The sequence below is a fragment of the Prevotella jejuni genome (genome assembly GCF_900187995.1).
Lineage (GTDB): Bacteria > Bacteroidota > Bacteroidia > Bacteroidales > Bacteroidaceae > Prevotella > Prevotella jejuni.
Genome location: NZ_FZNZ01000027.1, coordinates 23,092 through 47,215, shown reverse-complemented (window position 1 = coordinate 47,215; position 24,124 = coordinate 23,092). Strand labels below are relative to the sequence as shown.

General features: G+C 41.4%; 17 protein-coding genes. 13 read left to right on the top strand and 4 right to left on the bottom strand.

Going from position 1 to position 24,124, the window contains the following annotated elements; genetic code table 11:
* The first annotated feature begins 137 nt into the window (after positions 1–137).
* The 6 genes from hcp to CHB62_RS10585 all read left to right on the top strand — a co-directional run bounded on the left by hcp (position 138) and on the right by CHB62_RS10585 (position 8,545).
* Positions 138–1,790 carry a hydroxylamine reductase gene (gene hcp / locus CHB62_RS10610; protein ID WP_089366824.1) on the top strand — a complete coding sequence of 551 codons (1,653 nt, stop codon included), beginning with the start codon at positions 138–140 and terminating at the stop codon, positions 1,788–1,790.
* A gap of 960 nt (positions 1,791–2,750) precedes the next feature.
* On the top strand, positions 2,751–3,842 hold the full coding sequence (gene gmd, locus CHB62_RS10605; RefSeq protein WP_009010601.1) for a GDP-mannose 4,6-dehydratase: 1,092 nt from the start codon (positions 2,751–2,753) through the stop codon (positions 3,840–3,842).
* Between the two features lie 128 nt (positions 3,843–3,970).
* Positions 3,971–5,173: a GDP-L-fucose synthase family protein gene (locus CHB62_RS10600; RefSeq protein WP_089366823.1), complete on the top strand. Its 1,203-nt coding sequence runs from the start codon at positions 3,971–3,973 to the stop codon at positions 5,171–5,173.
* A 107-nt stretch (positions 5,174–5,280) separates the two neighbouring features.
* Positions 5,281–7,395 (top strand): prolyl oligopeptidase family serine peptidase, encoded by a 2,115-nt coding sequence (locus CHB62_RS10595; RefSeq protein WP_089366822.1) that lies wholly within the window; start codon positions 5,281–5,283, stop codon positions 7,393–7,395.
* 144 nt (positions 7,396–7,539) lie between these two features.
* A complete protein-coding gene (locus CHB62_RS10590; protein ID WP_089366821.1) occupies positions 7,540–8,304 on the top strand; it encodes a YaaA family protein in 765 nt (254 codons plus the stop codon).
* 43 nt (positions 8,305–8,347) lie between these two features.
* Entirely contained in the window at positions 8,348–8,545 is a 198-nt protein-coding gene (locus CHB62_RS10585; protein ID WP_009010597.1) for a hypothetical protein, read from the top strand.
* Positions 8,546–8,979: 434 nt separating this feature from the next.
* Here the strand turns inward: CHB62_RS10585 and CHB62_RS10580 are convergent, their stop codons facing one another.
* Complete coding sequence (locus tag CHB62_RS10580; RefSeq protein WP_089366820.1) at positions 8,980–10,605, bottom strand: OmpP1/FadL family transporter; 1,626 nt, start codon at positions 10,603–10,605, stop codon at positions 8,980–8,982.
* A 42-nt stretch (positions 10,606–10,647) separates the two neighbouring features.
* Positions 10,648–11,697, bottom strand: a complete 1,050-nt coding sequence (locus CHB62_RS10575; protein ID WP_089366819.1) for a hypothetical protein — start codon at positions 11,695–11,697, stop codon at positions 10,648–10,650.
* A 171-nt stretch (positions 11,698–11,868) separates the two neighbouring features.
* On the opposite strand from CHB62_RS10575, the gene prmA reads away from it, so the two are divergent.
* A complete protein-coding gene (prmA, locus tag CHB62_RS10570) occupies positions 11,869–12,738 on the top strand; it encodes a 50S ribosomal protein L11 methyltransferase (protein WP_089366818.1) in 870 nt (289 codons plus the stop codon).
* Here the strand turns inward: prmA and CHB62_RS10565 are convergent.
* Positions 12,662–13,480: a glycoside hydrolase family 25 protein gene (locus tag CHB62_RS10565; protein ID WP_394341643.1), complete on the bottom strand. Its 819-nt coding sequence runs from the start codon at positions 13,478–13,480 to the stop codon at positions 12,662–12,664. The two genes, prmA and CHB62_RS10565, sit on opposite strands and share 77 nt — an antisense overlap.
* A gap of 482 nt (positions 13,481–13,962) precedes the next feature.
* Positions 13,963–15,606, bottom strand: coding sequence for a diphosphate--fructose-6-phosphate 1-phosphotransferase (locus CHB62_RS10560; protein ID WP_009010591.1), 1,644 nt, complete (start codon positions 15,604–15,606; stop codon positions 13,963–13,965).
* A gap of 202 nt (positions 15,607–15,808) precedes the next feature.
* Here CHB62_RS10560 and CHB62_RS10555 point away from each other — a divergent pair, with 202 nt between their 5' ends.
* The 6 genes from CHB62_RS10555 (at position 15,809) to CHB62_RS10530 (ending at position 24,116) form a co-directional block, all read left to right on the top strand.
* The gene (locus tag CHB62_RS10555) at positions 15,809–16,081 is read left to right on the top strand and encodes a hypothetical protein (protein WP_009010590.1); all 273 of its coding nucleotides are present in this window, start codon (positions 15,809–15,811) and stop codon (positions 16,079–16,081) included.
* Entirely contained in the window at positions 16,081–16,641 is a 561-nt protein-coding gene (locus CHB62_RS10550; RefSeq protein WP_089366816.1) for a 1-acyl-sn-glycerol-3-phosphate acyltransferase, read from the top strand. The genes CHB62_RS10555 and CHB62_RS10550 overlap by 1 nt, the downstream gene beginning before the upstream one ends.
* On the top strand, positions 16,641–19,229 hold the full coding sequence (locus CHB62_RS10545; protein WP_089366815.1) for a golvesin C-terminal-like domain-containing protein: 2,589 nt from the start codon (positions 16,641–16,643) through the stop codon (positions 19,227–19,229). The genes CHB62_RS10550 and CHB62_RS10545 overlap by 1 nt, the downstream gene beginning before the upstream one ends.
* A 27-nt stretch (positions 19,230–19,256) precedes the next feature.
* The gene (locus CHB62_RS10540; RefSeq protein ID WP_009010587.1) at positions 19,257–19,568 is read left to right on the top strand and encodes a DUF8442 family protein; all 312 of its coding nucleotides are present in this window, start codon (positions 19,257–19,259) and stop codon (positions 19,566–19,568) included.
* A gap of 101 nt (positions 19,569–19,669) precedes the next feature.
* Entirely contained in the window at positions 19,670–21,799 is a 2,130-nt protein-coding gene (locus CHB62_RS10535) for a YgiQ family radical SAM protein (protein WP_089366814.1), read from the top strand.
* Between the two features lie 751 nt (positions 21,800–22,550).
* A complete protein-coding gene (locus tag CHB62_RS10530) occupies positions 22,551–24,116 on the top strand; it encodes an acyl-CoA carboxylase subunit beta (RefSeq protein WP_004359500.1) in 1,566 nt (521 codons plus the stop codon).
* Positions 24,117–24,124 lie beyond the last annotated feature (8 nt).

Genomic DNA, 24,124 nt, shown 5'->3' with positions numbered 1-24,124 from the left:
CGTCGTAAACAAAGAACCATCACCTTTATATTTTTTTAACCTTACCCCGTCACAAATGTTACCTTGTTCACTTTCTTTCATCATATACCTTTGCATCCGAAAATAACATTATTGAAATAAATATAGAACTAAGAAACATGGCAGAAAACAAAATGTTCTGTTTCCAATGTCAGGAAACAGCAAAAGGTACAGGGTGTACTATTCAAGGTGTATGTGGTAAGAAAGCAGACACAAGCCGTTGGCAAGATTTGTTACTTGGTGTTGTAAGAGGTGTTGCTACTATAGCAGATTCACTTCGCAAAGCTGGTATAGAAACGAATCAAGAGGTTGGTGATTATCTCGTAGACGCACTTTTCGCTACGATTACAAATGCCAACTTTGACGATCAAGCTATATTAAATAAGGTGGACAATGGTGTACGAATTAAGCACGAACTTCTCTCTCTTGCAAAGGAGAAGAATGTAACTCTACCTGATTACCAAGAAGTAAATTGGGGAGGTGAGAAGGCTGACTACGAAGCAGAAGGTAATCGCGAAGGTGTACTCCGTACAGAGAATGAGGATATACGTTCGTTGAAAGAGTTGACTGTCTTAGGTTTGAAGGGTATGGCTGCTTACTACGAGCATGCATCACGCCTCAACGAGCGCAACGAAGACATCATCGCTTTCATGGAGAAGGCTCTTGCTACCATTTCAAACCCAGCTGCTGACATGGATACATTGCTGGCTACAGTAATGGAAACTGGTAAATTCGGTGTAGATGCAATGGCATTGCTTGATAAAGCGAACACGCAGGCTTACGGCAATCCAGAACTTACAAAGGTTAATATTGGTACTGGTAGCCGTCCAGGTATACTTATTTCTGGTCATGACTTGAAGGATATCGAGCAGCTTTTGGAGCAGACAGAGGGTACTGGTGTAGACGTTTATACTCATGGTGAGATGCTCCCAGCTCACTATTATCCACAGTTGAAGAAATACAAGCACCTTGTAGGCAACTATGGTAATGCATGGTGGAAACAGAAAGAAGAGTTCGAGACATTCAATGGTCCTATCGTCTTCACGACGAACTGTATTGTTCCTCCATCACCAAAGGCAAGCTATAAGGATCGTGTCTTCACGACTAATGCAACTGGTTTCCCTGGTTGGAAGCACATCGTAGCTGATGAGAATGGTCATAAGGACTTCTCTGAAGTAATTGAGATCGCAAAGACATGTAAGGCTCCAACAGCTATCGAACAGGGTGAGATTGTCGGTGGATTTGCTCATGCACAAGTATTTGCGTTAGCCGATAAGGTCGTTGAGGCCGTTAAGAGTGGTGCTATACGCAAGTTTGTTGTAATGAGTGGGTGTGATGGTCGTATGAAGAGCCGTGATTATTATACAGAGTTTGCAGCTCAACTACCAAAGGATACTGTTATCTTGACCAGTGGTTGTGCTAAGTTCAAATACAATAAACTGAACCTTGGTGACATCAATGGTATTCCACGTGTATTGGATGCAGGACAGTGTAATGATTCTTATTCATGGGCTGTAGTTGCATTAAAGCTGAAAGAAATCTTTGGTGCAAATGATATTAACGACCTTCCTATCGAGTTCAACATCGCATGGTATGAGCAGAAGGCAGTTATCGTCCTACTTGCCCTACTCTACCTTGGTATCAAGAATATTCACATCGGTCCTACATTGCCAGCCTTCGTTTCTCCAAACGTTTTGAAGGTGTTGGTTGAAAACTTTGGTCTGGGCGGTATTACCTCTGTTGAGGAAGACCTCAAGAACATGGTAGGATAAATTAATCACATATATAAACTTGAAGCTCATTCTTTTTTTGAATGGGCTTTTTTTATACCTTTCAGAGAAATGAGTAATAGAACCTGTTAAAGAAAGGAGATATACATCTACCTCCTTTCTTCCTTCTACAAGTGAAAATCTAAATAATAAGATTTCAGCTATAAAGTAGCTAATAAAAGAAGTGAGAACGTTAAACAAACACGAAGAATACGTTAGACATTTCTGTGGATAATCTCCTTCTACTTGAGGAAAGGGCAGGAGTAAGACTATTATTCATGCGTTTATGTCAATATTTTTCACCCTCATCAATTCTAACACATGCTCTTTAAGTTCATAGGAAAGCCTTATTTACGTTCAAGAACATGCCCTTCTTACATATTGAAGACGCCCTTCTTGAAGCAAAAGAAGCATCTTCTTTATTCATGCATATAACCTACTGAAACACAATTTATTATACAACCAATGCCAAGAGGAGGTATAGTATTATTTTGAGAAGATTACACACATCTTAATGTCATGCTTTTTCATAATCCTACCGATTACCTTGAAGTGTAGAGCAATTACTGATACATCATTATGAAGATGCTGGCAAATAAAGTAAAGCAAATCCATCTTTCATTGAGAAATGGGAACTGCCAACGACTTTCTTGCGTGTTATCTTATGAGTAGAACGAAGTATCCAACAACTTGAGGTACACAGAGAGTGTACATGTGAAGAGCTTACAACAATCACAAACTTAATCAAAAAACATGCAGAGAAACAAGTTCTAAAGCATAGGAAAGTTTGCACATATCCCTCGAAAAGGATGATAAACGAAACAATAGTTGGGTTCAAACATCATAGTTAGAATTAAATTAAATATAAATTTAAGGTTTATTATCCGTAAAAAGATAAATTATTAATAATAATTTGTATCTTTGTGCAACCATAGGAATATAATAATATCATCATAAAATATAATGCAGAAAAAAGCACTTATCACGGGTATTACAGGCCAAGATGGTTCTTATTTGGCAGAATTGTTACTCGAAAAGGGTTATGATGTGCATGGAACTATCCGTCGTTCATCAGTAGATTTCCGTGAGCGTATAGCTCATTTAGAGGGACGTCCTCATTTCCATTTGCATTATGCTGACCTCAGTGATTCAATGAGTATTCTTGGAGTAATCAGCAAAGTACGCCCTGATGAGATTTATAATCTTGCAGCGCAAAGTCATGTACAGGTCAGCTTCGACTCTCCAGAGTTTACAGCTGACGTCGACGCTGTGGGCGTATTACGTATTCTTGAAGCTGTTCGCCAGTTAGGAATGACAGAGACTTGTCGTATCTATCAAGCTTCGACATCCGAATTATACGGCAAGGTTGAGGAGGTTCCACAGAACGAAAACACCCCATTCCACCCTTACAGTCCCTACGCAGTTGCTAAGCAATATGGTTTCTGGATTGTGAAGGAATATCGTGAGGCTTATAATATGTATTGTTGCTCTGGTATTCTTTTCAATCATGAGAGTGAGCGTCGTGGCGAGACTTTCGTTACTCGTAAGATTACACTTGCTGCAGCTCGTATCAAACAGGGTAAGCAAGACAAGCTCTACTTGGGCAACCTCGGTTCTCTTCGTGACTGGGGATATGCTAAGGACTACGTAGAGTGTATGTGGTTAATCCTCCAACAAGAACAACCAGAGGATTTCGTTATTGCAACGGGTGTACAACATAGTGTTCGAGAGTTCTGCTATTACGCTTTCAAACGTGTAGGAATAGAACTTGAATTCCAAGGCGAAGGCATGGACGAAAAGGGTATTGACAAGGCAACTGGAAATGTTATCATTGAGGTAAGTCCTGATTTTTATCGTCCAACTGACGTTGTCAATCTCTGGGGAGACCCAACAAAGGCAAAGGCAAAACTTGGATGGAATCCTAACAGTACCAGCTTTGAAGAGCTTGTCAACATTATGGTAGACAGCGACATGGCAAAAGTTGCATCTGAAGGTGCTGCTGAGAAGGTTAGGACAAATCTTGAAGAGTATTTGGAGAAAGGTATCGTTAAGTAGGACATCTTTCGTCATTCTCTCTCCTCAGCGAGAGGGATAATTACCGCTTATGCTGATAGTTGGCGATTCTCAATAGTCGCTTTCTATCAGCTATTGTTACTTTTTACAGTCTATTCAACAAATACGCAATGAATAAAAATAGTAAGATATACGTCGCTGGACACAATGGATTGGTTGGCTCAGCAATATGGAACAATCTTCTACAACGAGGATACAAGAATCTTGTTGGACGAAGTCATAAAGAACTGGACCTAACTGATCAGCAAGCTGTAAAGCGATTCTTTGATGAGGAAAAGCCTGATGCTGTTGTTCTCGCAGCTGCATTTGTAGGAGGAATTATGGCTAACTACCTCTATCGGGCAGACTTTATCATGCAAAACATGAAGATACAATGTAATGTTATCGAGCAAAGCTATCTTCATGAAGTAGAGAAACTCCTCTTCCTTGGTAGTACATGTATCTATCCAAAGAATGCACCACAGCCAATGCACGAAGACTCTTTATTGACTTCTCCTTTGGAATACAGTAATGAAGAGTATGCTATTGCAAAAATAGCTGGACTGAAGATGTGTGAAAGCTATAACCTTCAATATGGTACGAATTACATAGCAGTTATGCCAACAAACCTCTATGGGCCTAATGATAATTTCCATTTGGAGAACTCTCATGTGATGCCAGCAATGATGCGCAAGATTTACCTTGCCAAATTAATCCATGAGAATGATTGGGATGCTATACGTAATGATATGAACAAGCGACCTATCAATCCAACCGACAAGTTGCGTGCAGAGATTGGTGAAGGTAATGTTGATGGTAAGAATACAGAAGAACGTATCTTGAAAGCACTCGCTTTCTATGGCATTGAGAATAATAAGGTAACGCTATGGGGTGACGGAAGTCCATTACGTGAGTTCCTTTGGAGTGAAGATATGGCTGATGCCAGCGTTCATATCCTATTGAACGTAGATTTCAAGGACATCATTGGTATTGAGAAATACTCAAGTGTTTTCTATGGTGCAAAGATTGATGGTGTAGTCGACCGAAACAATTCTGAAGGCCGTGGTGGTGCTATCCCATCATTAGGAGAGATTCGTAACTGCCACATCAATGTAGGTACTGGCAAAGAGCTTACCATCAAAGAACTTGCAGAACTTGTCAAGAAGACAGTTCACTTTGAAGGAGATATAATCTGGGATACTGAGAAGCCGAATGGTACACCACGAAAACTCATTGATGTAGAGAAGTTGCACCGCCTTGGGTGGACACACAAAGTGGAAATTGAAGATGGTGTTGAGAAACTCTACGAGTGGTATCAAGAAAGCTTAAAGTAATTTATATTATTGATTGGGCATATTGGGCATATCAGCCCAATAAGCCTAATTAGACTAATAAGTCCACTCTATCGCAAACAACATTCATTCATTAAAATCTTTACTATATGAAGAAACAAGTATTACTAACCGCAGCATTATTGTCTGCCACAAGCATGATGGCACAGAAGCTAACGTATCCACAAGCTCCAAAGGATGGGACTGTAGACACCTATTTTGGTGTTCAAGTTGCCGATCCTTATCGCCCATTAGAGAATGATAGTTCCAAAGCTACTGCTGAATGGGTAGCTGCTGAGAACAAGGTTACACAGGAGTATCTCTCTCGTATTCCGTTCCGTGGGAAACTCCTAAAACGTATGAAGGAGTTATCAAACTATGAGAAGGTATCGGCTCCCTCCTATATCAAATCTATTGGAAAGTGGCTCTTCTACAAGAATGATGGTCTGCAGAACCAAAGTGTACTGTATATCATGGATCGACTTGGGGATGAGAAGAACGCACGTGTATTCCTTAACCCTAATCAACTGTCATCAGACGGAACCGTTGCATTGAAGGGTATCTACTTCTCACACAACGGCAAGTATGCAACCTACTCTATCTCTCGCAGCGGAAGCGACTGGCAGGAGTTCTATGTAATGGATGTCAAGACAGGAAAACTGCTTGATGACCATATTAATTGGGCCAAATTTTCTGGCGCATCTTGGCAAGGTGACGGTTTTTATTACAGTGCCTATGATGCTCCACAGAAAGGACATGAGTTCAGTAATGTCAATTCTGTCCAGAAAATCTACTATCATAAGATAGGTACTCCACAGTCTGAAGATGTCCTCTTCTACCAAAATCCAGCAAACCCAATGCGCTTCTATGCTGTAAGTGTTAATGAAGAAGAGACCATGATGTTCCTCTATGAAAGCGGTGCAGGCTCAGGCAACATTGTCTATGTACGTGATCTCCGTCAACCTAATAGTCAATTCATTCAGATGACTTCTAATCTTGATTTACAGTATAGCCTGATTGAGACTATTGGTGATAAGATGTACTTCCTTACTAATGATGGTGCACCTAAGAACCGACTGATGGTCACAGACCTCAAGCACCCTGGTTTCAGTGAATGGAGGACCCTTGTACCAGAGTCTAAGGACATGCTTGAAGGAGTTACCTTTGCTGATGGAAAGATGATTCTCAACTATATGAAAGATGCTTCCAGCCACGCGTACGTTTATTCTATGGATGGTAAACAACTCTCAGAGATTAAACTTCCGACATTAGGTAGTGCGGCTTTCTATGGAGAGAAAGATCGTAAAGAGGTATTCTATTCCTTCTCTTCTTTCACCGTACCAACTACCATCTTTCAGTATGACCTCAGTTCTGCAAACAGTAAGGTATATGCAGCACCAAAGGTTAAGTTCAAAGAGTCTGACTATGTCTGCGAACAGGTATTCTATACAAGTAAGGATGGGACAAAGATTCCTCTCTTTATCACTTATAAGAAAGGCTTGAAGCGCAATGGTAAGAACCCAGTATTCCTCTATGCATACGGTGGCTTCAATATAGCCTTGACCCCATACTTCTCTTCTGTACGTATTCCTTTCATTGAAAATGGTGGCATCTATGCACAAGCATCCCTTCGTGGTGGTAGCGAGTACGGAGAAGATTGGCACACAGCAGGTACGAAGATGCAGAAACAGAATGTTTTTGACGATTTCATTGCAGCTGGTGAATGGCTTATCGAGAATAAATATACAAGTAAAGACTACCTCGCTATCGTTGGTGGCTCAAATGGTGGTTTGCTCATAGGAGCTTGCATGACACAACGTCCAGACCTTTATAAAGTATGTATCCCACAAGTAGGTGTTATGGATATGTTACGTTATCATAAGTTTACTATTGGTTGGAACTGGGCTCCAGACTACGGAACAAGTGCTGACTCAAAGGAGATGTTTGATTATCTCCACGCTTACTCTCCACTCCACAACCTCCGTCCTGGTACAAAGTATCCTGCTACTTTGATAACAACAGCCGACCATGACGACCGTGTTGTACCTGCGCACTCATTTAAGTTTGCAGCTACATTGCAGGCTGATAATGCTGCTGACACACCAACACTTATCCGCATTGATACCAAGGCGGGACACGGAAGTGGCAAACCTCTGTCTAAGCAGTTGGAAGAACAAGCTGACATTTATGGCTTCATCCTTTATAATATGGGATTGAAATATTAAGAGTTTAAAGGGGTTATGCCTATTGCTCATATCCTAAGGGCTATCTTTAATAAAGGTATAACCCCTTACCATTTTTATATTTCTCGACAGGTAAAATATTGTCCTAACTCCATTTCACCCTTTTAATCCTAAGTTTTCAATCAAATGCAGATACTATTAGCATCCGCTAAAATAATGAACAGTACCACAACGGTACCAACTCCTAACACTCATCTGCCTCGTTTCCATAAAGAAGCGGGGCAGATGGCGTTAGAGCTAAGCAGCCTTTCTGTAGAAGAACTTGCCCAAACGATTCCATGTAACGCTAAGATAGCACTTGAAAACAAGCTACGCTATCAAGATTTCTTCAATGAAGAAGCCTTTCTCCCTGCTCTCCTCGCCTATTACGGACAAGCATATAAATGTCTTAAAGCACATGAGTACAGTCAAGAAGACTTCAGCTATGCAGACAAACATCTCTGGATAACAAGTTTTCTCTATGGCCTCTTACGTCCATTAGACCTTATCCATCCTTATCGTCTGGAAGGGAAAGCAAAGCTACCATCGGCTGAAGGCAAGAATATGTTTGCATATTGGAAACCACTCCTCACAGACCTCCTCATAGAAGCAGTGCATGCTGACGATGGTATCTTAGTACATTTAGCCACAGAAGAGTTCCAACACCTCTTCGATTGGAAACGTTTACAAAAAGAGGTACGCATTATTCAGCCACTCTTTATGGTTGACCAAGAAAGTCGCCTAAAGGCTGTCAGTGTATATGCAAAGAGTTGCCGTGGCGCAATGACAAGTTACATCCTCCGTAATCAACTGGCCTCGCCTGACGAGCTCCTCACCTTTGAGTATGATGGTTTCACCTATCATAAAGATTATGGAGATGAAAACCATCCACACTTTATACTAAAGTCTTAATCAATAGTGACACCTTATTATAAATGTAAAAGTCAAATTAATTATGTCAATAGAAGAATATCGTCAACAGATCCTAACCTCCCTACTTGCCAAAACCAATAGTAAGGGAGAACCACGTTTTGATGAAGCAGCTGCAAAGGAACTACTCGCTCAACTGTCAGACGAGGAGTTAGAAGAAGGCATCATGTTCAATACACCTGATGACGTTGCAGAAGTTCTATCAGAAGTCGGAAAGCTTTAATAGATAGTCAAGGGGTTATTAACCTTGAAATAGAGTGATTGACTAAAGAGCAATTATACATCTTTCACACGCCTATCAAGGTTTAGTAGGAATACAAAGTGACATTCCTACACATGCCGTAAAAATGGCTCTAATAAGAGAGAGACTATAACCTCTATTATATAAATAAAGTTTTAAATTCATTTGCTGTCATTTTTAACATTTGATGTTAGTATGCTATAAATTAATAAGTTAAGTGTCTACGAAGAATGACAACAATGACAGGAAATTAAGTTTAGATGAATTAAACAACTTAATCACTCAAGACTTCTAATCATTTTGTGATTATCGTTATTGAAACACCCTACGAAGAGCAATTATGACAACAGCAACAAAAAAGGTAAAAGAGAGAATACTCCTTTACCTTTTATGCTTTATATCTTTATATAAGTTCCTTAGAAGCGATAGCCAACAGTGAGTAGCAACTGACTTCTGTTATTCTTAACATCAGTAGTTGTAGCCACGTTAGACTCTGTTACAGTTGTCGTACCAGAAGGTATAGATATGTTCCTAATATTAGAGAATGGTGCAAAAGAGCCATTCTGTGCACTATACTGGTAAGCCAAGTCAATATTGAAATTCTTAACTTGATAGCCAACACCTAATGTGAAGCGGTTGATTGCACTCCAATTAGTGTAGTCTGTTGCAGAAGCATAGGCTGTACCAAAAGAAGCAATACCTGGGTCTTTCTGCACATCCTTATCGTACATTGCACTAACATAGTTATAACCCATACGCAAAGCAACATTGCTTACTGGTTTGTACTCAACACCTAACTTCAAAGTACTTACACCTTTCAGAACCTCCTTAGTGTGTGCATTCATATTCTTGTCAGCAGTTGATGACTCGTAGTACTGACCATAGTAATAATCATAGTATCCACCATCGTTGACTCTACTGTTTATATTACTAAAGTTCTCATACTCGTAAGTTGCACCTAAAGCGAGGTAATTACCAACGGTGTGACCAAGAGAGAAACCAAACTTCCATGGTGTCCACATCTTGAAATCGTATGAATTACTAATAGATGAATCCGTGCTTCGCACACTCGTTGTACTTGGGGAATAAACAAGACGAGTATTATTTGATGTCGTCAAGTCATACCATGTTGGAGACTTCACGTATGCACCTATTCTAAATGGAGACTCAGCCACTGGACGAACGATAACACCAGCAGTGATATCAAAACCTGAACCTGTTATCTTTCTTTCATCACGGACAAGCACACCACCAGCATTGCTGAAATTCTCACGATACTCGCTATATCCCTTATAATTAACATCCTTCATACCGAATGTCAGACCAAGATAAACCCTGTCATTGAAATTCCCGCTCACAGCAAAGTCATAATTACCAATATAACCAGTGTTTGCACGAGCAAGATTATAGCCCGAAGCCGACTCATAGTTAAGCCTTCCTGTATTTTTATCAGGGATAAGATTATTCCAATAGAGGTAATCAATCTGACTCCAAGTGTATGCGACATTCTCTGATGTAGAATTTACATAACCGATATTCTCACCATACTTATTCTTATCAACAAAGAATCCACCAGAATTCTCATTAGCAAGCATACCCTTAATATATGACTGCTTATTCTGTGAACTTCCGTCCAATGAGTTAGCAGCATTGAGGATATAATCAAAGTTCTTACCCTTATGATAGTTGAAACCAAAGTTAATGAACGATTTCTGTCCACTACGAGTAGAATAAACACCACCTATCTGGTCGAAGCTCAGATTAGTCTTTTTGCCGTTAGAGAAGTCCTTACCATCAGACTGCATAAGTAGTCCACCACTGATACTGACATTGCTATGACGGAACAGACCGATACCAGCTGGATTAGTACCAATAGTAGAAATATCAGCACCCAAAGCTTCCATAGCTCCACCCATACCAACATAGCGTGCAGTACCATTCAAGTCCTCGCCTGCTAACTTAGCATTCTCGTATGTCTCTTGTGCGTTTGCTGACAAAGCAGCAAACAACGATACTGCGAAGAAAATATATTTACTCTTCATATCTGATATGCTTTATTAATTAAATATTCATTATCCCAAATACTATCTATGACTACCGAAGGCACTGCGTGAGCCACCAGAACTGCTGCCTCCACCACCTGAATATGAACCGCCGAAGCTACCACCACCACTTCTTGCACCACCGAAAGAGCTTGGTGAAGGCTGTGAGAATGTTGAACGTTCTGGCTGAGAATAGCTACGTGTCTGATTCTGATAACCATTCTGACGTGCACCACCAAAGCGGTCATAATAATTGCTCATATCATTACGTGGAGCTGCTGTATTACCATACTGGTTCACATTACCACGACGATTTGAGTATGTAGATTGTCCATTGCTATAGACATTACTTCTTGCTTGAGAGCCAAAGTCCCTTTGAGAACTACCCCAGTGATTGGCAGTACCAGTGTGTCCATTGTAAGCATAGTAGCCACTTCTTCCGTAACCATAGTAAGGATAGCCACCATAATAGCCATAATATCTGCTCCAAGGACTGTACCAACCATAACCAGCATAACCGTAATAGTATGGATAACCGCCGTAGTAGCCATAATATGGATAGCCACCGTAATAACTATAATAAGGATAACCACCATAATAACCATAATACCATGGGTCGTCCCAAGTGTCATACCATCCACTATAATAAGGTGAACGCCAACCCCAACCTACATAGAACGAAGAACGACCAGCATACCAAGGGTCATAATAACCACCCCAGAAGCCATCGAAGCGACTCATTCTTCTGCTATAAGCAAAGTCATCGTTATCACTTTCGTACTGACGAGTAAAACCTCCATAGATAGTATCTAACACTACAGAGTCGCCATGCAACGTAGAAACACGTGACATAAAGATATCATTACCCAAAGAGTCAACACCTATCTTCTTATAGTTATACTTACCACGACGATTGTATTCGTCATTAGACTTACCAATGCCACTATAATAGACAGGACGATCTTCCTCTATCTTATTCTGTTGATAAGCAGACTGCTCTGCCTTTGACGGGGTAAAATAAAGGTCATCTTGTGCCATTGAAAGTAATGGCATAGCTCCAAACAAAACCGAAAGAAAAACTAATCGTTTCATATACCCTATATTTAATTACTAATTGTTCTTTAACACCAACAACAGTGTATATACACTATTTCGATAGTGCAAAAATAAGACAACTTTACTTGCAAATATACGGATTTTCCCTAATCCATGGTAGGTTTTTCCCTATTTTTTATAATTTTGCAGTAGAAATTTAACACCAAGATGAAATATATACAAGTAAAGTTTACGGCAGAACCTGATTCTCAGGACGTAAGAGACATTATTGCAGCCCTTACAGGTGAAATAGGATTCGACTCCTTTACGGACGAGCCTGACGGACTCGTTGGCTACTGCCAAGAAGACCTTTTCAACGAAGATACACTCACTGAGACCCTACATAACCTGCCTCTACCAGACGTAACAGTTACTTTTACAGCTAATCAAGCCGAGGATAAGAACTGGAATGAGGAGTGGGAAAAAGCTGGCTTTGAACCTATTATCATTGACAATCGCTGTGCTATCGTCTGCAAGAATATGGAGGAGGAAGCTATTGCTAACTATCCTCAACTTGAGACTATCCCAATGAAAATACTTATTGACGCACAACAAGCATTTGGCACAGGTACACATGAGACGACACAGATGATTGTTTCCTTGTTACTAAACCAAGACCTGAAGGACAAGAGAGTTCTCGATTGTGGCTGCGGTACGGGTATCTTAGGTATTGTGGCCGCAAAGTGCGGTGCAAAGGAAGTTGTAAGCTATGACATTGATGAGTGGAGTGTGCGCAATGCCGAGCATAATGCCAAACTAAATGGTGTAGAGTTAGATGTGCTTGAAGGCGACAAGCGAGTCCTCTCACACGTGAGTGGAGTCTTTGATGTTATCTTAGCAAACATCAACCGTAATATTATCCTTGAAGACATAGACGAGTTTGTCAGTGTTATGACAACTGATTCAAAGATTATTCTGAGTGGATTTTATGAGCAGGACGCAGAGGCTATCCTTCAGAAAGCTAACGATCTCGGTCTGAAAGAGAGTCAACGTTTATTGAATCATGACTGGTGCTGCTTACTTCTTGAACGTCAGTAACATCTTCTTGTATAAGTAGTTGCTGCAAGTCATAGAAGCTACCATTGTAGATGTTTAAGTCTACGTATCCCTTAATACCTGGCAGTTTCCCAGCATCGGTATGCTGCCAGAATTTCCAATTCCCCTGATACTCCATCTGATGAACATAGTAGTGAGCTATCCAATAAGGGTAGTCATCAAAACGAGAATCTGAGAGATATTGGTCCTTAAACTTATAATAGGTGTAGATGATAGGCTTCACATGATACCTATCTTCTACTATATGCAACCATGTAAGAATATTCTGTTGGAACTCTTCCGTACTTATATTCTTCGGTTTGTGCTCAACATCAAGTACAGGAGGCAAATCTCCAGGCTCAAGATGAACCATAGCTAAGAAGAAATAAGCTTGTCTGCGCGCAGAAGAATTATTACTCCAGAAATGATAAGCGCCACGTATAAAGCCCGACTCCTTTGCATTATAGAAGTTATCCCTAAACTTCATGTCAACATGCCCATCGCCCTCTGTTGACTTAATTATGATAAACCTTATGGGTAAACGGTCTATCATTGCGTTCCTAAGACGGTTCCAATTAATCGTACCTTGATAACGACTCACATCAATACCATATATCGTGTAACCCTCAGGATAATCAGGGTCACCATAAATAGCACGCCATCTAAAACCTGTAGGTGCGACAAATAGGAAATAAAACAAGAAACTATATCCTGCAGCAAGACACAATCCTCCAGCCCATCTCATCCAACCTGGCATCTGACTCCAGGTCTTTCTCAATGAATGAAGTACTTTGGGAATAAACATGTTCTTACTGATTGATAATTTAGAATTCTACTTTATCTTGCATTAGACGGTTACTTTCACAAATTCTTTTCATGAAAAAAAATATTTCTTGTCGTGAAAAAAAATATTTTTTATCGTGAAGAAAATTATTTCTTGTCATGAAAATAAATTAGTAAAGCAGCTGAATATGCTGAAAAGATACTGTTTCTTTTGATTTAATAAACAATGAGGAAGCCAACAATTAAGCATGGATTACAGTCGTAATCATACGATTGAGGACTTGCATTAACACGATAATAATAGATTGAAAACCAAAGGTATAACTAAACCTTAATAACTAAACACTTGAAATAAGTGTATTGTATAAGAACAGACAATAGTAAAAAACAAAAGAAGAAACAGAGGACACAATTATCCCCTATTTCTCCTTTATGAATATACTATTACTTAGCCTGTTCTAATTCAAGCGTCTTAGTAGTCAAATCACATACTGAAGAAGGACCCCAGTACTGGATAGGACCTGGATAAACATAGCATGTTTCCTTAGCCCACTTATCACGCTGAGCAGCGAAAGTCTTGAATGGAGCGCCATCAAGCTCAACCAGTGCCTTACGGATAACAGGCTTCATTTCACCATTACGTCTCTCCATGTTCATCATCATAGTGATTGGCACACCACCAGCCTTCCACTGGTCAGCAGGTGCTGTGGTATTCTTAACGATAGCCATATAGCCCGTCTTACCATTAGCAATCAGCTGAGCTGCAGATGAACCAAGTGCATAGCAGTAGTCTGCATCAAAGTTAGAAGGAGCTGCGCAACGACCCTCATAACCGAAGAAATGGTGCTGAGCAGCAAACTTACCTGTGTATTTGCCTTCCTTCTTCCACTGATCAAGCTTAGCAGCAACCATCTCTGAGATAAGTTTCTCAGTCTCAATGAGAGACACCTGTACGTTTCCGTGTGGGTCACGGTCAAGAGAAAGCTGACGTGCTACACCTTCTGGGAGTGTTTCGAAAGTAGCCTTGTTCTCTGCAGAGAGATGTTCAAGGATATATACACGCTGTGCCTGCTTGTCAAGGTTCAAGTATTCTGCACCGTGAGCAGCCAATAAGTCATTCAATTCCTGGATTAGACGACCAATAGCAGGGACAAATTCAATAAGGCCCTCTGGGATTAATACAACACCAAAATTGTTTCCCTGTGCTGCACGATAAGCAACAACTTCAGCAATGTTCTCAACGATATCGTTCAAAGTCTGGTCCTTTGCCTCAATCTCTTCAGAGATTAGACAGATGTTAGGTTGTGTCTGCAAAGCACACTCAAGCGCAATGTGAGAAGCAGAACGGCCCATCAACTTAATGAAGTGCCAGTACTTACGAGCAGAGTTACAGTCACGCTCGATATTACCGATAAGCTCAGAATAAGTCTTCGTTGCTGTATCGAAACCGAAAGAAGTCTCAATCTGACTGTTCTTCAAGTCACCGTCGATAGTCTTAGGACAACCGATAACCTGTACGCCATACTGTTTAGCGGCATAGTACTCAGCCAATACGCAAGCATTGGTATTAGAGTCATCACCACCAATGATTACTACAGCCTTGATATCTAACTTACGAAGAATCTCAAGACCCTTCTCGAATTGATCCTCTTTCTCGAGCTTTGTTCTACCAGAACCAATCATATCGAAACCACCAGTGTTGCGATAAGCCTGAAGACTCTCAGCTGTTATCTCGATATAATTGTGGTCAACAAGACCGCCAGGACCCATGAGGAAACCATAAAGACGGTTCTCTGGATTCAACTTCTTAACCTCATCAAAGAGACCAGAAATAACGTTGTGACCACCAGGAGCCTGACCACCAGAGAGGATAATACCAACGTTGATCTTTGCATTGTTAGCTGAATCAGCTGGAACAAACTCAACGAGAGGCATTCCGTAGGTGTTAGGGAATAGCTTCTTGATATCTTCCTGATTGTCAACACTCTGTGTAGGAGCACCTTCCTGCACCTTTACTGCACCCTGAAGAGCCTTAGGCAACTTGGGCTGATAGCCTGCTCTTTCCTTCTGCAATGCGCTAATTTCCATGTGTTTAATTTAATGTTTGAAATATAATAATTCTTTGTTATATCCTTATCTACTCTGCAAAATTACTTTTTTTATCCGATAATAGAAAGGAAAAGACGCTAAATTAAAATTTTAACTCTATTTTTATGTAAGAAAGCCTTGCCTTTCTAATTTTTTACTTATCTTTGAACGATGAATATAAATATAGCTATTTAGGATTAATATGAGCAACAAAAGAGATTTAAAACGCACCATCAATTATATTTGTGGTGACTTGTTTACAGAGGGTATCGCAGCATCCCTCTATGGTGAAGAGCATGATAATGATAATACTGAGGCAATCCTCACGTCAATATTGGTAATGCATAGCAACTACATCAGACGCGTATCTCATGTAGAACCAGGCATGCCTGCCAAGGTATACTTCAATGATTTGAAAGATAAGTTTAGTAAAGAAGTCAATGAGATAGTAGACCAACTCAATAACCTTGCATAATGTTACAGGCTATAGCTAAGTGGCTACTTTATAGTTTTATGGGGTGGAAGAAAGATGTTAGGTACACTTTACCTGACAAAGCTATTATTTGTCTTGCACCCCATACGAGTAATTATGATTTCCTTATAGGACAACTCTACGTAAGGGCCGAACAACAGAAAAGCAACTTCCTAATGAAGAAGGAATGGTTCTTTTGGCCGTTGGGTCCTATCTTCCGTAGGCTCGGTGGAATTGCTGTATGGCGAGACAAGCATACGAGTATGACCGACAGACTGGCCGAACATGCTATGAAGGCTGATAGTTTTCAACTATGTATTACGCCCGAGGGTACCAGAAGTCTGAACCCTGAATGGAAGAAAGGCTTTTATTATATAGCCTTAAAAGCACAGCTACCCATCCACCTTTACGGCTTAGATTACGACAAGAAGCTAATTCAATGTTCGAAAGTAATCATACCATCGGGCAACATTGAGGAGGATATGAAGGAAATCAAATTGTATTTCAAAGACTTTAAGGGTAAACATCCAGAACTGTTTACGATAGGAGAATTAGACGGATAATGAAGATAAAATTGCTTTGTACTGCACTTCTTGCTATGTCATTTGCTACAACAAATGCACAAACAGGTAAGGCGTCATGGGGAAGAACGAATTATGAAGATGCACCTTGGGTTAAGAATGTATCCCGCCCGAATGAAATAACAGATGGCTTACAGAACAGACACCTTTCTGTTTGGTCATCTCATGGAAGATATTATGATGCTAAGAAAGGTGGATGGAGATGGCAAAGGCCTATCTTATTTGGTACTACCGAGGATCTTTATACACAAACGATAGTTCTCCCTTATCTCATACCCATGCTTGAAAACGCAGGAGCAATTGTCTACTCACCACGTGAAAGGAACTGGCAAAGGAATGAAATCATAGTTGATAATGACAATAAAGTCAACTATAAAGAGGAAAGTCTTAAGAAGAAATGGAGCAACACAAGTGAGAAAGGCTTTGCACTTCACTATGGTAGTTATAACGATGGAGAAAACCCGTTTATTGCTGGTACGGCTCGACAGGTCAAGGCAAGAAAGCGTGATAGCAAGCTGAGTTCCGTTGTCTATCAACCTACTTTCCCCGAAACAGGACGTTATGCAGTATATGTAAGCTACCAGACACAGAAGAAGAGTGTGGAAGCAGCGGAGTATATTGTATTCCACCAAGGCCAAGAAACTCATTTCCACGTCAATCAGCGCATGGGTGGCGGCACATGGGTTTATCTTGGAACATTTGAGTTTGACAAAGGAAACAGTATCAACAACTCTGTTGTACTGACTAATCATAGTTCGCATAGAGGCATAGTAACTACTGACGCAGTACGCTTCGGTGGTGGTATGGGTAACATTGTTCGTGGAGGAACATTGAGTGGCTTACCTCGATTCCTTGAAGGAGCGAGATACTCAACACAATGGGCTGGTGCGCCTTGGAGTGTCGTCAGCAAGAGTAATGGCTCTAACGACTATAACGACGATATCAATTGTCGATCACTGATGACGAATTGGTTGGCTGGAGGGTCATGCTATCTCCCTGACAAGAAAGATGGGAAGAAGGTGCCTATCGAGCTTGCTTTGGCTGTTCATAGTGATGCTGGATATAAAGCCGACAATAGTTTTGTGGGTACCTTAGGAATTTGTACAACCCAAGAAGGGAATAAGACATTAGGAGATGGCCTTTCACGTAAGGTTTCAAAAACACTTGCAGAACAGTTGGTTAGCAATGTTAAGAGAGATATAGACAATGCCTTCCATGTGAACTGGGTCACTCGTTCTGTGTGGGATCGCAACTATAGCGAGACTCGTCTGCCTGAAGTACCATCAGCCATACTTGAGACACTATCACATCAGAACTTCCCTGACATAATGTTAGGGCAAGATCCTAACTTCAAATTCACGCTTGCACGCTCGGTCTATAAGACTATCTTGAAATATGAAGCTAACATGCACGGTAAGACCTATACCGTACAACCCCTTGCACCAAGTAATTTCAAGATTGAATACATATCCCCTAAGAAGATTAGACTACAATGGAAACCAACCTTCGATGCCAATGAGCCTACAGCAACTCCTACCTCTTACAACGTTTATGTTGCTATGGGAACAACCGGATTTGACAATGGTATGAACGTTCGTAACCCGTCTTTTGAGATAGAGCTACAACCTGGTTTAGTCTATAACTTTAAGGTAACGGCTTGTAATCGTGGTGGTGAGAGTTTCCCAACAGAGACCCTTTCTGCCTTACGTAACGATGGTGCAAGTCAGACAATACTTATTGTCAATGCCTTCCACCGCCTCTCTTCTCCAGCTGTGGTGAACACAAACGCAGAACAAGGGTTTGACCTTGAGGCCGACCCAGGCCTTAGCTATGGTCCTGTCGCTGGATGGGCAGGAAGACAAGCTAACTTTAACAAGGCTATGATTGGTAAGGAAGGACCTAACGCCTTAGGCTATGGAGGAGAGGAACTTGTTGGTAAGATTATAGCAGGAAACGACTTCAACTACGTAAGAGAACATGCAGAAGCATTACGTCATGCTGGTAGATACAACATTGTTAGTTGTAGTAGTAAAGCCGTTGAGAATGGTGAAATAAACCTTTCAAAGTATGCTATGGTAGACTTACTCCTTGGCAATGAGAAAGATGATGGGCATAGTTTATTATATTATAAGACCTTCAAACCATCCCTTCGTCAACAACTCACAAAGTATCTCAATGGCCGTGGCAATCTCTTTGTCAGTGGTTCTTATATTGCATCAGACATGCAAGGGACTGACGAACAAGACTGGTTGAGAAACAACCTCAAGATTACATTTGACAGTGCTAACCCTGATAATTATAACTCTATCGTCACGGGTATGGGTATGTCGTTCGATGTCTATCGAACTATCAACGAACAACATTATGGTGCTTACACGCCAGATAACATCCAACCTGCCGACAACGCCTTCAGTACATTGACTTATGCCGATGGCCATACAGCGGCTGTAGCCTATAAAGGAACCAACAACAGTGTGTTTACACTCGCCTTTCCTTTTGAATGTATCAAGGATGCTGCTACCCGCAATAGTATTATGAAGGGAATAGTTAACTTCTTGCTAAAGAAATAAATAGAATTATCTAAAAACGCAATTACTATGTATAAAATTCAAGCAAACGCTTCTGGCACACGAAGCATTGAGATAACAGACTGCCATCTTGAGACTATCAAGAAGTATTCACTCCTATCAGGACTGGTCAACTCCAATGGGATTATCGACGAAGACATCCTTGACAAACTTAAGTTTAACGTACGTGGTCTGCTTGAGTCAGAACCGGGTAAGGACAAAGACTTACTTGACTTATGTCTTGATGTCATCTATAATCAAAACATGAAGGGTATCGGACTGAAGAATCTTGTTGCTCTCTATAAAGAATGGAGTTTGTCTCATCAAGACACTGAAGAGTAGACGATGATGTCTATCTATCTGTGTTCAAAACAATAACAAGCCCCTATGCGTAGGAAATAGCTTATCTCCTCAGAAAGTAAATCAATTAAAACAAACATCATTTGAGTTCACAAAAAGGAAATACAAGACCTGCTAAGCAGCATAAGAAAACAACACCAACTCAACAACAGAACAGAGAGCGTGTTGTTAAGAAAGAAGAGAAAGTATTAAAACCATCAAGATTTCAACTAACAGATTTCCTCCCTACCACTAAAAAAGAGGTGGAACTGCGTGGTTGGGACCAGTTAGATATTATCCTCTTCTCGGGTGATGCCTATATTGATCACCCTGCCTTTGGAGCAGCTGTCATAGGTAGAACACTTGAAGCAGCTGGCTATAAGGTGGCTATCGTACCACAACCCGACTGGCATGGAGACTTCCGTGACTTTAAGAAGTTAGGCCGGCCGCGCCTTTATTTCGGTATTTCGCCAGGCGCAATGGACTCGATGGTGAACAAATACACCGCTAATCGCCGTCTACGCTCCGAAGATGCCTACTCTCCTGATGGTAGACACGACTTGCGACCAGAGTATCCAAGTATAGTCTACTCTAATATTCTCCGACAGCTCTATCCCGATGTTCCTATCGTCTTAGGCGGCATTGAGGCTTCACTACGGCGTCTTACCCACTACGACTATTGGAAAGATTGCCTTCGTAAGTGTATTCTCTGCGATGCACATGCCGACATGATTATCTATGGTATGGGCGAGAAACAGGTGGTTAGCATTGCACAGGAGTTAGAGAATGGGGCTCATATCAAGGACTTAAAGCATATTCCACAGACTGTTTACCTCTGCAAAGAGGATGATATCCCAGGTGGGATTAATGAGGATGACATCCTACTTCATTCGCATGAAGCATGTCTTCATAATAAGAAATATCAAGCGGAAAACTTCAAGCATATAGAAGAAGAGTCTAACAAGAAACACGCACAACGTATTCTGCAGGCTGTCGACAACGTCTATGCTGTCGTCAATCCGCCCTATCCTACGATGTCAACAGCAGAGGTAGATGCGGCTTACGACCTCCCATACACACGTGAACCACACCCAAAGTATCGTGGTAAAACAATCCCAGCATACGAGATGATTAAGCACAGTGTGAACATTCATCGTGGATGCTTCGGTGGTTGTTCGTTCTGTACCATCTCTGCTCATCAAGGTAAGTTCATTAGCTGCCGCTCAAAAGAGAGTATCTTGAAGGAGGTAAAACAGGTTGTTCAGATGCCTGATTTCAAAGGCTACCTCTCTGACCTTGGTGGTCCGTCAGCAAATATGTATGGTATGGCGGGCAAAAACCAGAAGGCGTGCGAACATTGCAAACGTCCAAGCTGCGTCAATCCAGAGATTTGTCCTAATCTCGAAACCGACCACACCAAACTACTTGAAATCTATCATGCAGTAGACGAGCTGCCAGAAATCAAGAAGAGCTTTATCGGTTCAGGTGTACGCTACGACTTACTGCTTCATAAGAGTAAGGATGAGAAGAGTAATGAAGCTGCCAAACAATATACGCGCGAACTGATAACACGCCATGTCAGCGGCCGTCTGAAGGTTGCACCAGAGCATACCTCTGACCGAGTACTGCACCTCATGCGCAAACCTTCTTTTCAACAGTTTTATGCGTTCAAAAGGATTTTCGACCGCATAAACCGTGAGGAGAATATGCGACAACAGATTATTCCTTACTTCATTTCCTCCCACCCTGGATGTCAAGAAGAGGATATGGCCGAGTTAGCAGTACTGACGAAGGACCTCGATTTCCACCTCGAGCAGGTGCAAGACTTCACCCCTACCCCTATGACTGTCTCCACGGAAGCATGGTACACAGGCTACGACCCCTATACACTTGAGCCTATCTTCTCGGCAAAAACACCAAAGGAGAAACTTGCTCAACGCCAATTCTTCTTCTGGTATAAGCCTGAAGCACGTCGTGACATTGAACGAGAACTTCATCGCATTGGGCGTAGTGACCTGATAGCCAAGCTCTATGATAATCCGTCAAAACAGCATCCACGTGCTGTCTACGACCCTAAGGCGATTGGAAGTACACCTGACGTCCCTAACAAGAAACGTAAAGGACGCGAAGAAAAGCCGACGGACAATCGCAGAAAATCGGCAAAACAAAATGATAAGCGACCCAAGAGTTTCAATCCAAACTTCTCTGGTAACCATCGTCGTAGACAAAAATAAGACATCTGAAGAAGGAGTTATGACCCATTAATCATAGCTCCTTTTTCAGCTTTTAATGATAGCAGAGACGAGATTTCACTGTCGAATAGTTTTTATAACATACCAAGTACTTTGAGTGAGGAAATACAGAAAGGACTATGAAAACTAACTCTACATTGTTATGAAATAATATGACAAAATAAAAGATAACCAGTTCATAATCCTTCTCGAAGGTAAGCTCTCAACAAATTCATAACCGACTAATATCCAAAGAGATAGAAACAGCGACAAAGAAGAGGCTTAGCTTGGTTCAAGAAGGGCGTTAATTAGCCCCAAGAAGGGCGTCTTCAACAAGCAAGACAGGCCTTGTTTAGAAGTCAAAAGAGCATGTCTAATTTTCTTGCTCAGATTTTTTATTACAAAACAAAGGGATAAGTGACGAATAAAGAGACGACAAGCAACTCCTTTTATCATCTATGACACGATAAAGGATGGGCATAAATGATATACTTTACAACAGACTATTCTCCCCTACCAAAGACTTACTTTCACCCACAGACATGTACAATCAGATATAAACAGAAGGTATGAAACACAAATCCTTAACAATATTTAAAGAGGTGAAGATAACTATCTCACCCTTTTTTAGTAATTTTGCATTTGATTCAGTAAGAAGGGCTCTTAATTACATAAGTGAAAGTAGCAGAGGAGCCTACTGACAAGATGAATAGATAACAATAAGAAGCTATAAATAAGAAAATAAATTCAAATTATGAGTAAGCAAACAGAAAAGATCAAGGCACTCGTGGAGAAGCGCGAGTTAGCACGCTTAGGTGGTGGTCAGAAGGCCATCGACAAGCAGCACGAGCGCGGAAAGTATACTGCACGTGAGCGTATTGAAATGCTGGTTGACAAAGGCAGCTTCGAGGAATACGATATGTTCAAACTCCATCGTTGTCATAACTTCGGTATGGAGAAGAAGCAGTACCTCGGTGATGGTGTTGTTGCTGGTTCAGCAACTATCGACGGTCGTCTCGTCTACCTCTATGCACAGGACTTCACCGTAAATGGTGGTTCGCTTTCTGAAACAATGGCTCAGAAGATCTGCAAGGTAATGGATATGGCTATGACCAACGGTGCACCAGTCATCTGTATGAACGACTCTGGTGGCGCACGTATCCAGGAGGGTATCTCTGCTTTGGCAGGTTACGGCGAAATCTTCGAGCGTAATATCCTCGCTTCTGGTGTTATCCCACAGATCTCAAGCATCCTTGGTCCATGTGCCGGTGGTGCAGTTTACTCTCCAGCATTGACAGACTTCATCATCATGAAGGAGCAGACAAGTTACATGTTCCTAACTGGTCCTAAGGTTGTAAAGACCGTAACTGGTGAAGATATCGACGCAGAGCACCTTGGTGGTGCAAGCGTTCACGCTTCAAAGAGTGGTGTAACAAGCTTCACAGCTAAGACTGAGGAAGAGGCAATGGACCTTATCAAGAAGCTCCTTTCTTACATTCCTTCAAACAACCGCGAGGAAGCACCACGTGTAGAGTGTACCGACCCTATCGACCGTAAGGAAGACCTCTTGAACGAGATTATCCCAGACGATCCAAACCAGGCATACGATATGTACAAGGTAATTCAAGCTGTAACTGACAACGGAGAGTTCTTCGAGGTTCAGCCAAAGTTTGCTAAGAACATCATCACTGGTTTCGCTCGTTTCAATGGTCAGAGTGTTGGTATCGTAGCTAACCAGCCATCAGCCTACGCAGGAGTATTAGACACTAACGCAAGCCGTAAGGGTGCGCGCTTCGTTCGTTTCTGCGATGCTTTCAATATTCCAATCGTTTCACTTGTTGACGTACCAGGTTTCCTCCCAGGTACTGGTCAGGAGTATAACGCTGTAATTCTTCACGGTGCACAGTTGCTCTATGCTTACGGTGAGGCTACAGTTCCAAAGATTACTATCACATTGCGTAAGAGCTATGGTGGTTCACACATCGTTATGGGTTGTAAGCAGCTCCGTTCTGATCTCAACTTTGCATGGCCAAGCGCAGAGATTGCCGTTATGGGTGCATCTGGTGCTGTTGCCGTTCTCTGTGGTAGAGAAGCTAAGGAAGTTAAAGAGCAGGGTGGCGACGTTAAGCAGTTCCTCGCTGAAAAGGAAGAGGAGTACTCAGAGAAATTTGCTAATCCATATCAGGCAGCTCAGTTCGGCTACATTGATGATGTTATCGAACCACGCAACACTCGTTTCCGCATCTGCCGTGGCTTGGCTCAGTTGGCTCATAAGAAGCAAGACTTACCAGCTAAGAAACATGGCTGTATGCCAATGTAATAAGGAGG

Coding starts and splice junctions, on each gene's coding strand:
- CHB62_RS10555 (WP_009010590.1), top strand. CDS start 15,809: ATGAGCAACAAAAGAGATTTAAAACGCACCATCAATTATATTTGTGGT.
- CHB62_RS10530 (WP_004359500.1), top strand. CDS start 22,551: ATGAGTAAGCAAACAGAAAAGATCAAGGCACTCGTGGAGAAGCGCGAG.
- hcp (WP_089366824.1), top strand. CDS start 138: ATGGCAGAAAACAAAATGTTCTGTTTCCAATGTCAGGAAACAGCAAAA.
- CHB62_RS10565 (WP_394341643.1), bottom strand. CDS start 13,480: ATGAGATGGGCTGGAGGATTGTGTCTTGCTGCAGGATATAGTTTCTTG.
- CHB62_RS10540 (WP_009010587.1), top strand. CDS start 19,257: ATGTATAAAATTCAAGCAAACGCTTCTGGCACACGAAGCATTGAGATA.
- CHB62_RS10590 (WP_089366821.1), top strand. CDS start 7,540: ATGCAGATACTATTAGCATCCGCTAAAATAATGAACAGTACCACAACG.
- CHB62_RS10560 (WP_009010591.1), bottom strand. CDS start 15,606: ATGGAAATTAGCGCATTGCAGAAGGAAAGAGCAGGCTATCAGCCCAAG.
- CHB62_RS10595 (WP_089366822.1), top strand. CDS start 5,281: ATGAAGAAACAAGTATTACTAACCGCAGCATTATTGTCTGCCACAAGC.
- CHB62_RS10575 (WP_089366819.1), bottom strand. CDS start 11,697: ATGAAACGATTAGTTTTTCTTTCGGTTTTGTTTGGAGCTATGCCATTA.
- CHB62_RS10550 (WP_089366816.1), top strand. CDS start 16,081: ATGTTACAGGCTATAGCTAAGTGGCTACTTTATAGTTTTATGGGGTGG.
- prmA (WP_089366818.1), top strand. CDS start 11,869: ATGAAATATATACAAGTAAAGTTTACGGCAGAACCTGATTCTCAGGAC.
- CHB62_RS10600 (WP_089366823.1), top strand. CDS start 3,971: ATGAATAAAAATAGTAAGATATACGTCGCTGGACACAATGGATTGGTT.
- CHB62_RS10580 (WP_089366820.1), bottom strand. CDS start 10,605: ATGAAGAGTAAATATATTTTCTTCGCAGTATCGTTGTTTGCTGCTTTG.
- CHB62_RS10545 (WP_089366815.1), top strand. CDS start 16,641: ATGAAGATAAAATTGCTTTGTACTGCACTTCTTGCTATGTCATTTGCT.
- gmd (WP_009010601.1), top strand. CDS start 2,751: ATGCAGAAAAAAGCACTTATCACGGGTATTACAGGCCAAGATGGTTCT.
- CHB62_RS10585 (WP_009010597.1), top strand. CDS start 8,348: ATGTCAATAGAAGAATATCGTCAACAGATCCTAACCTCCCTACTTGCC.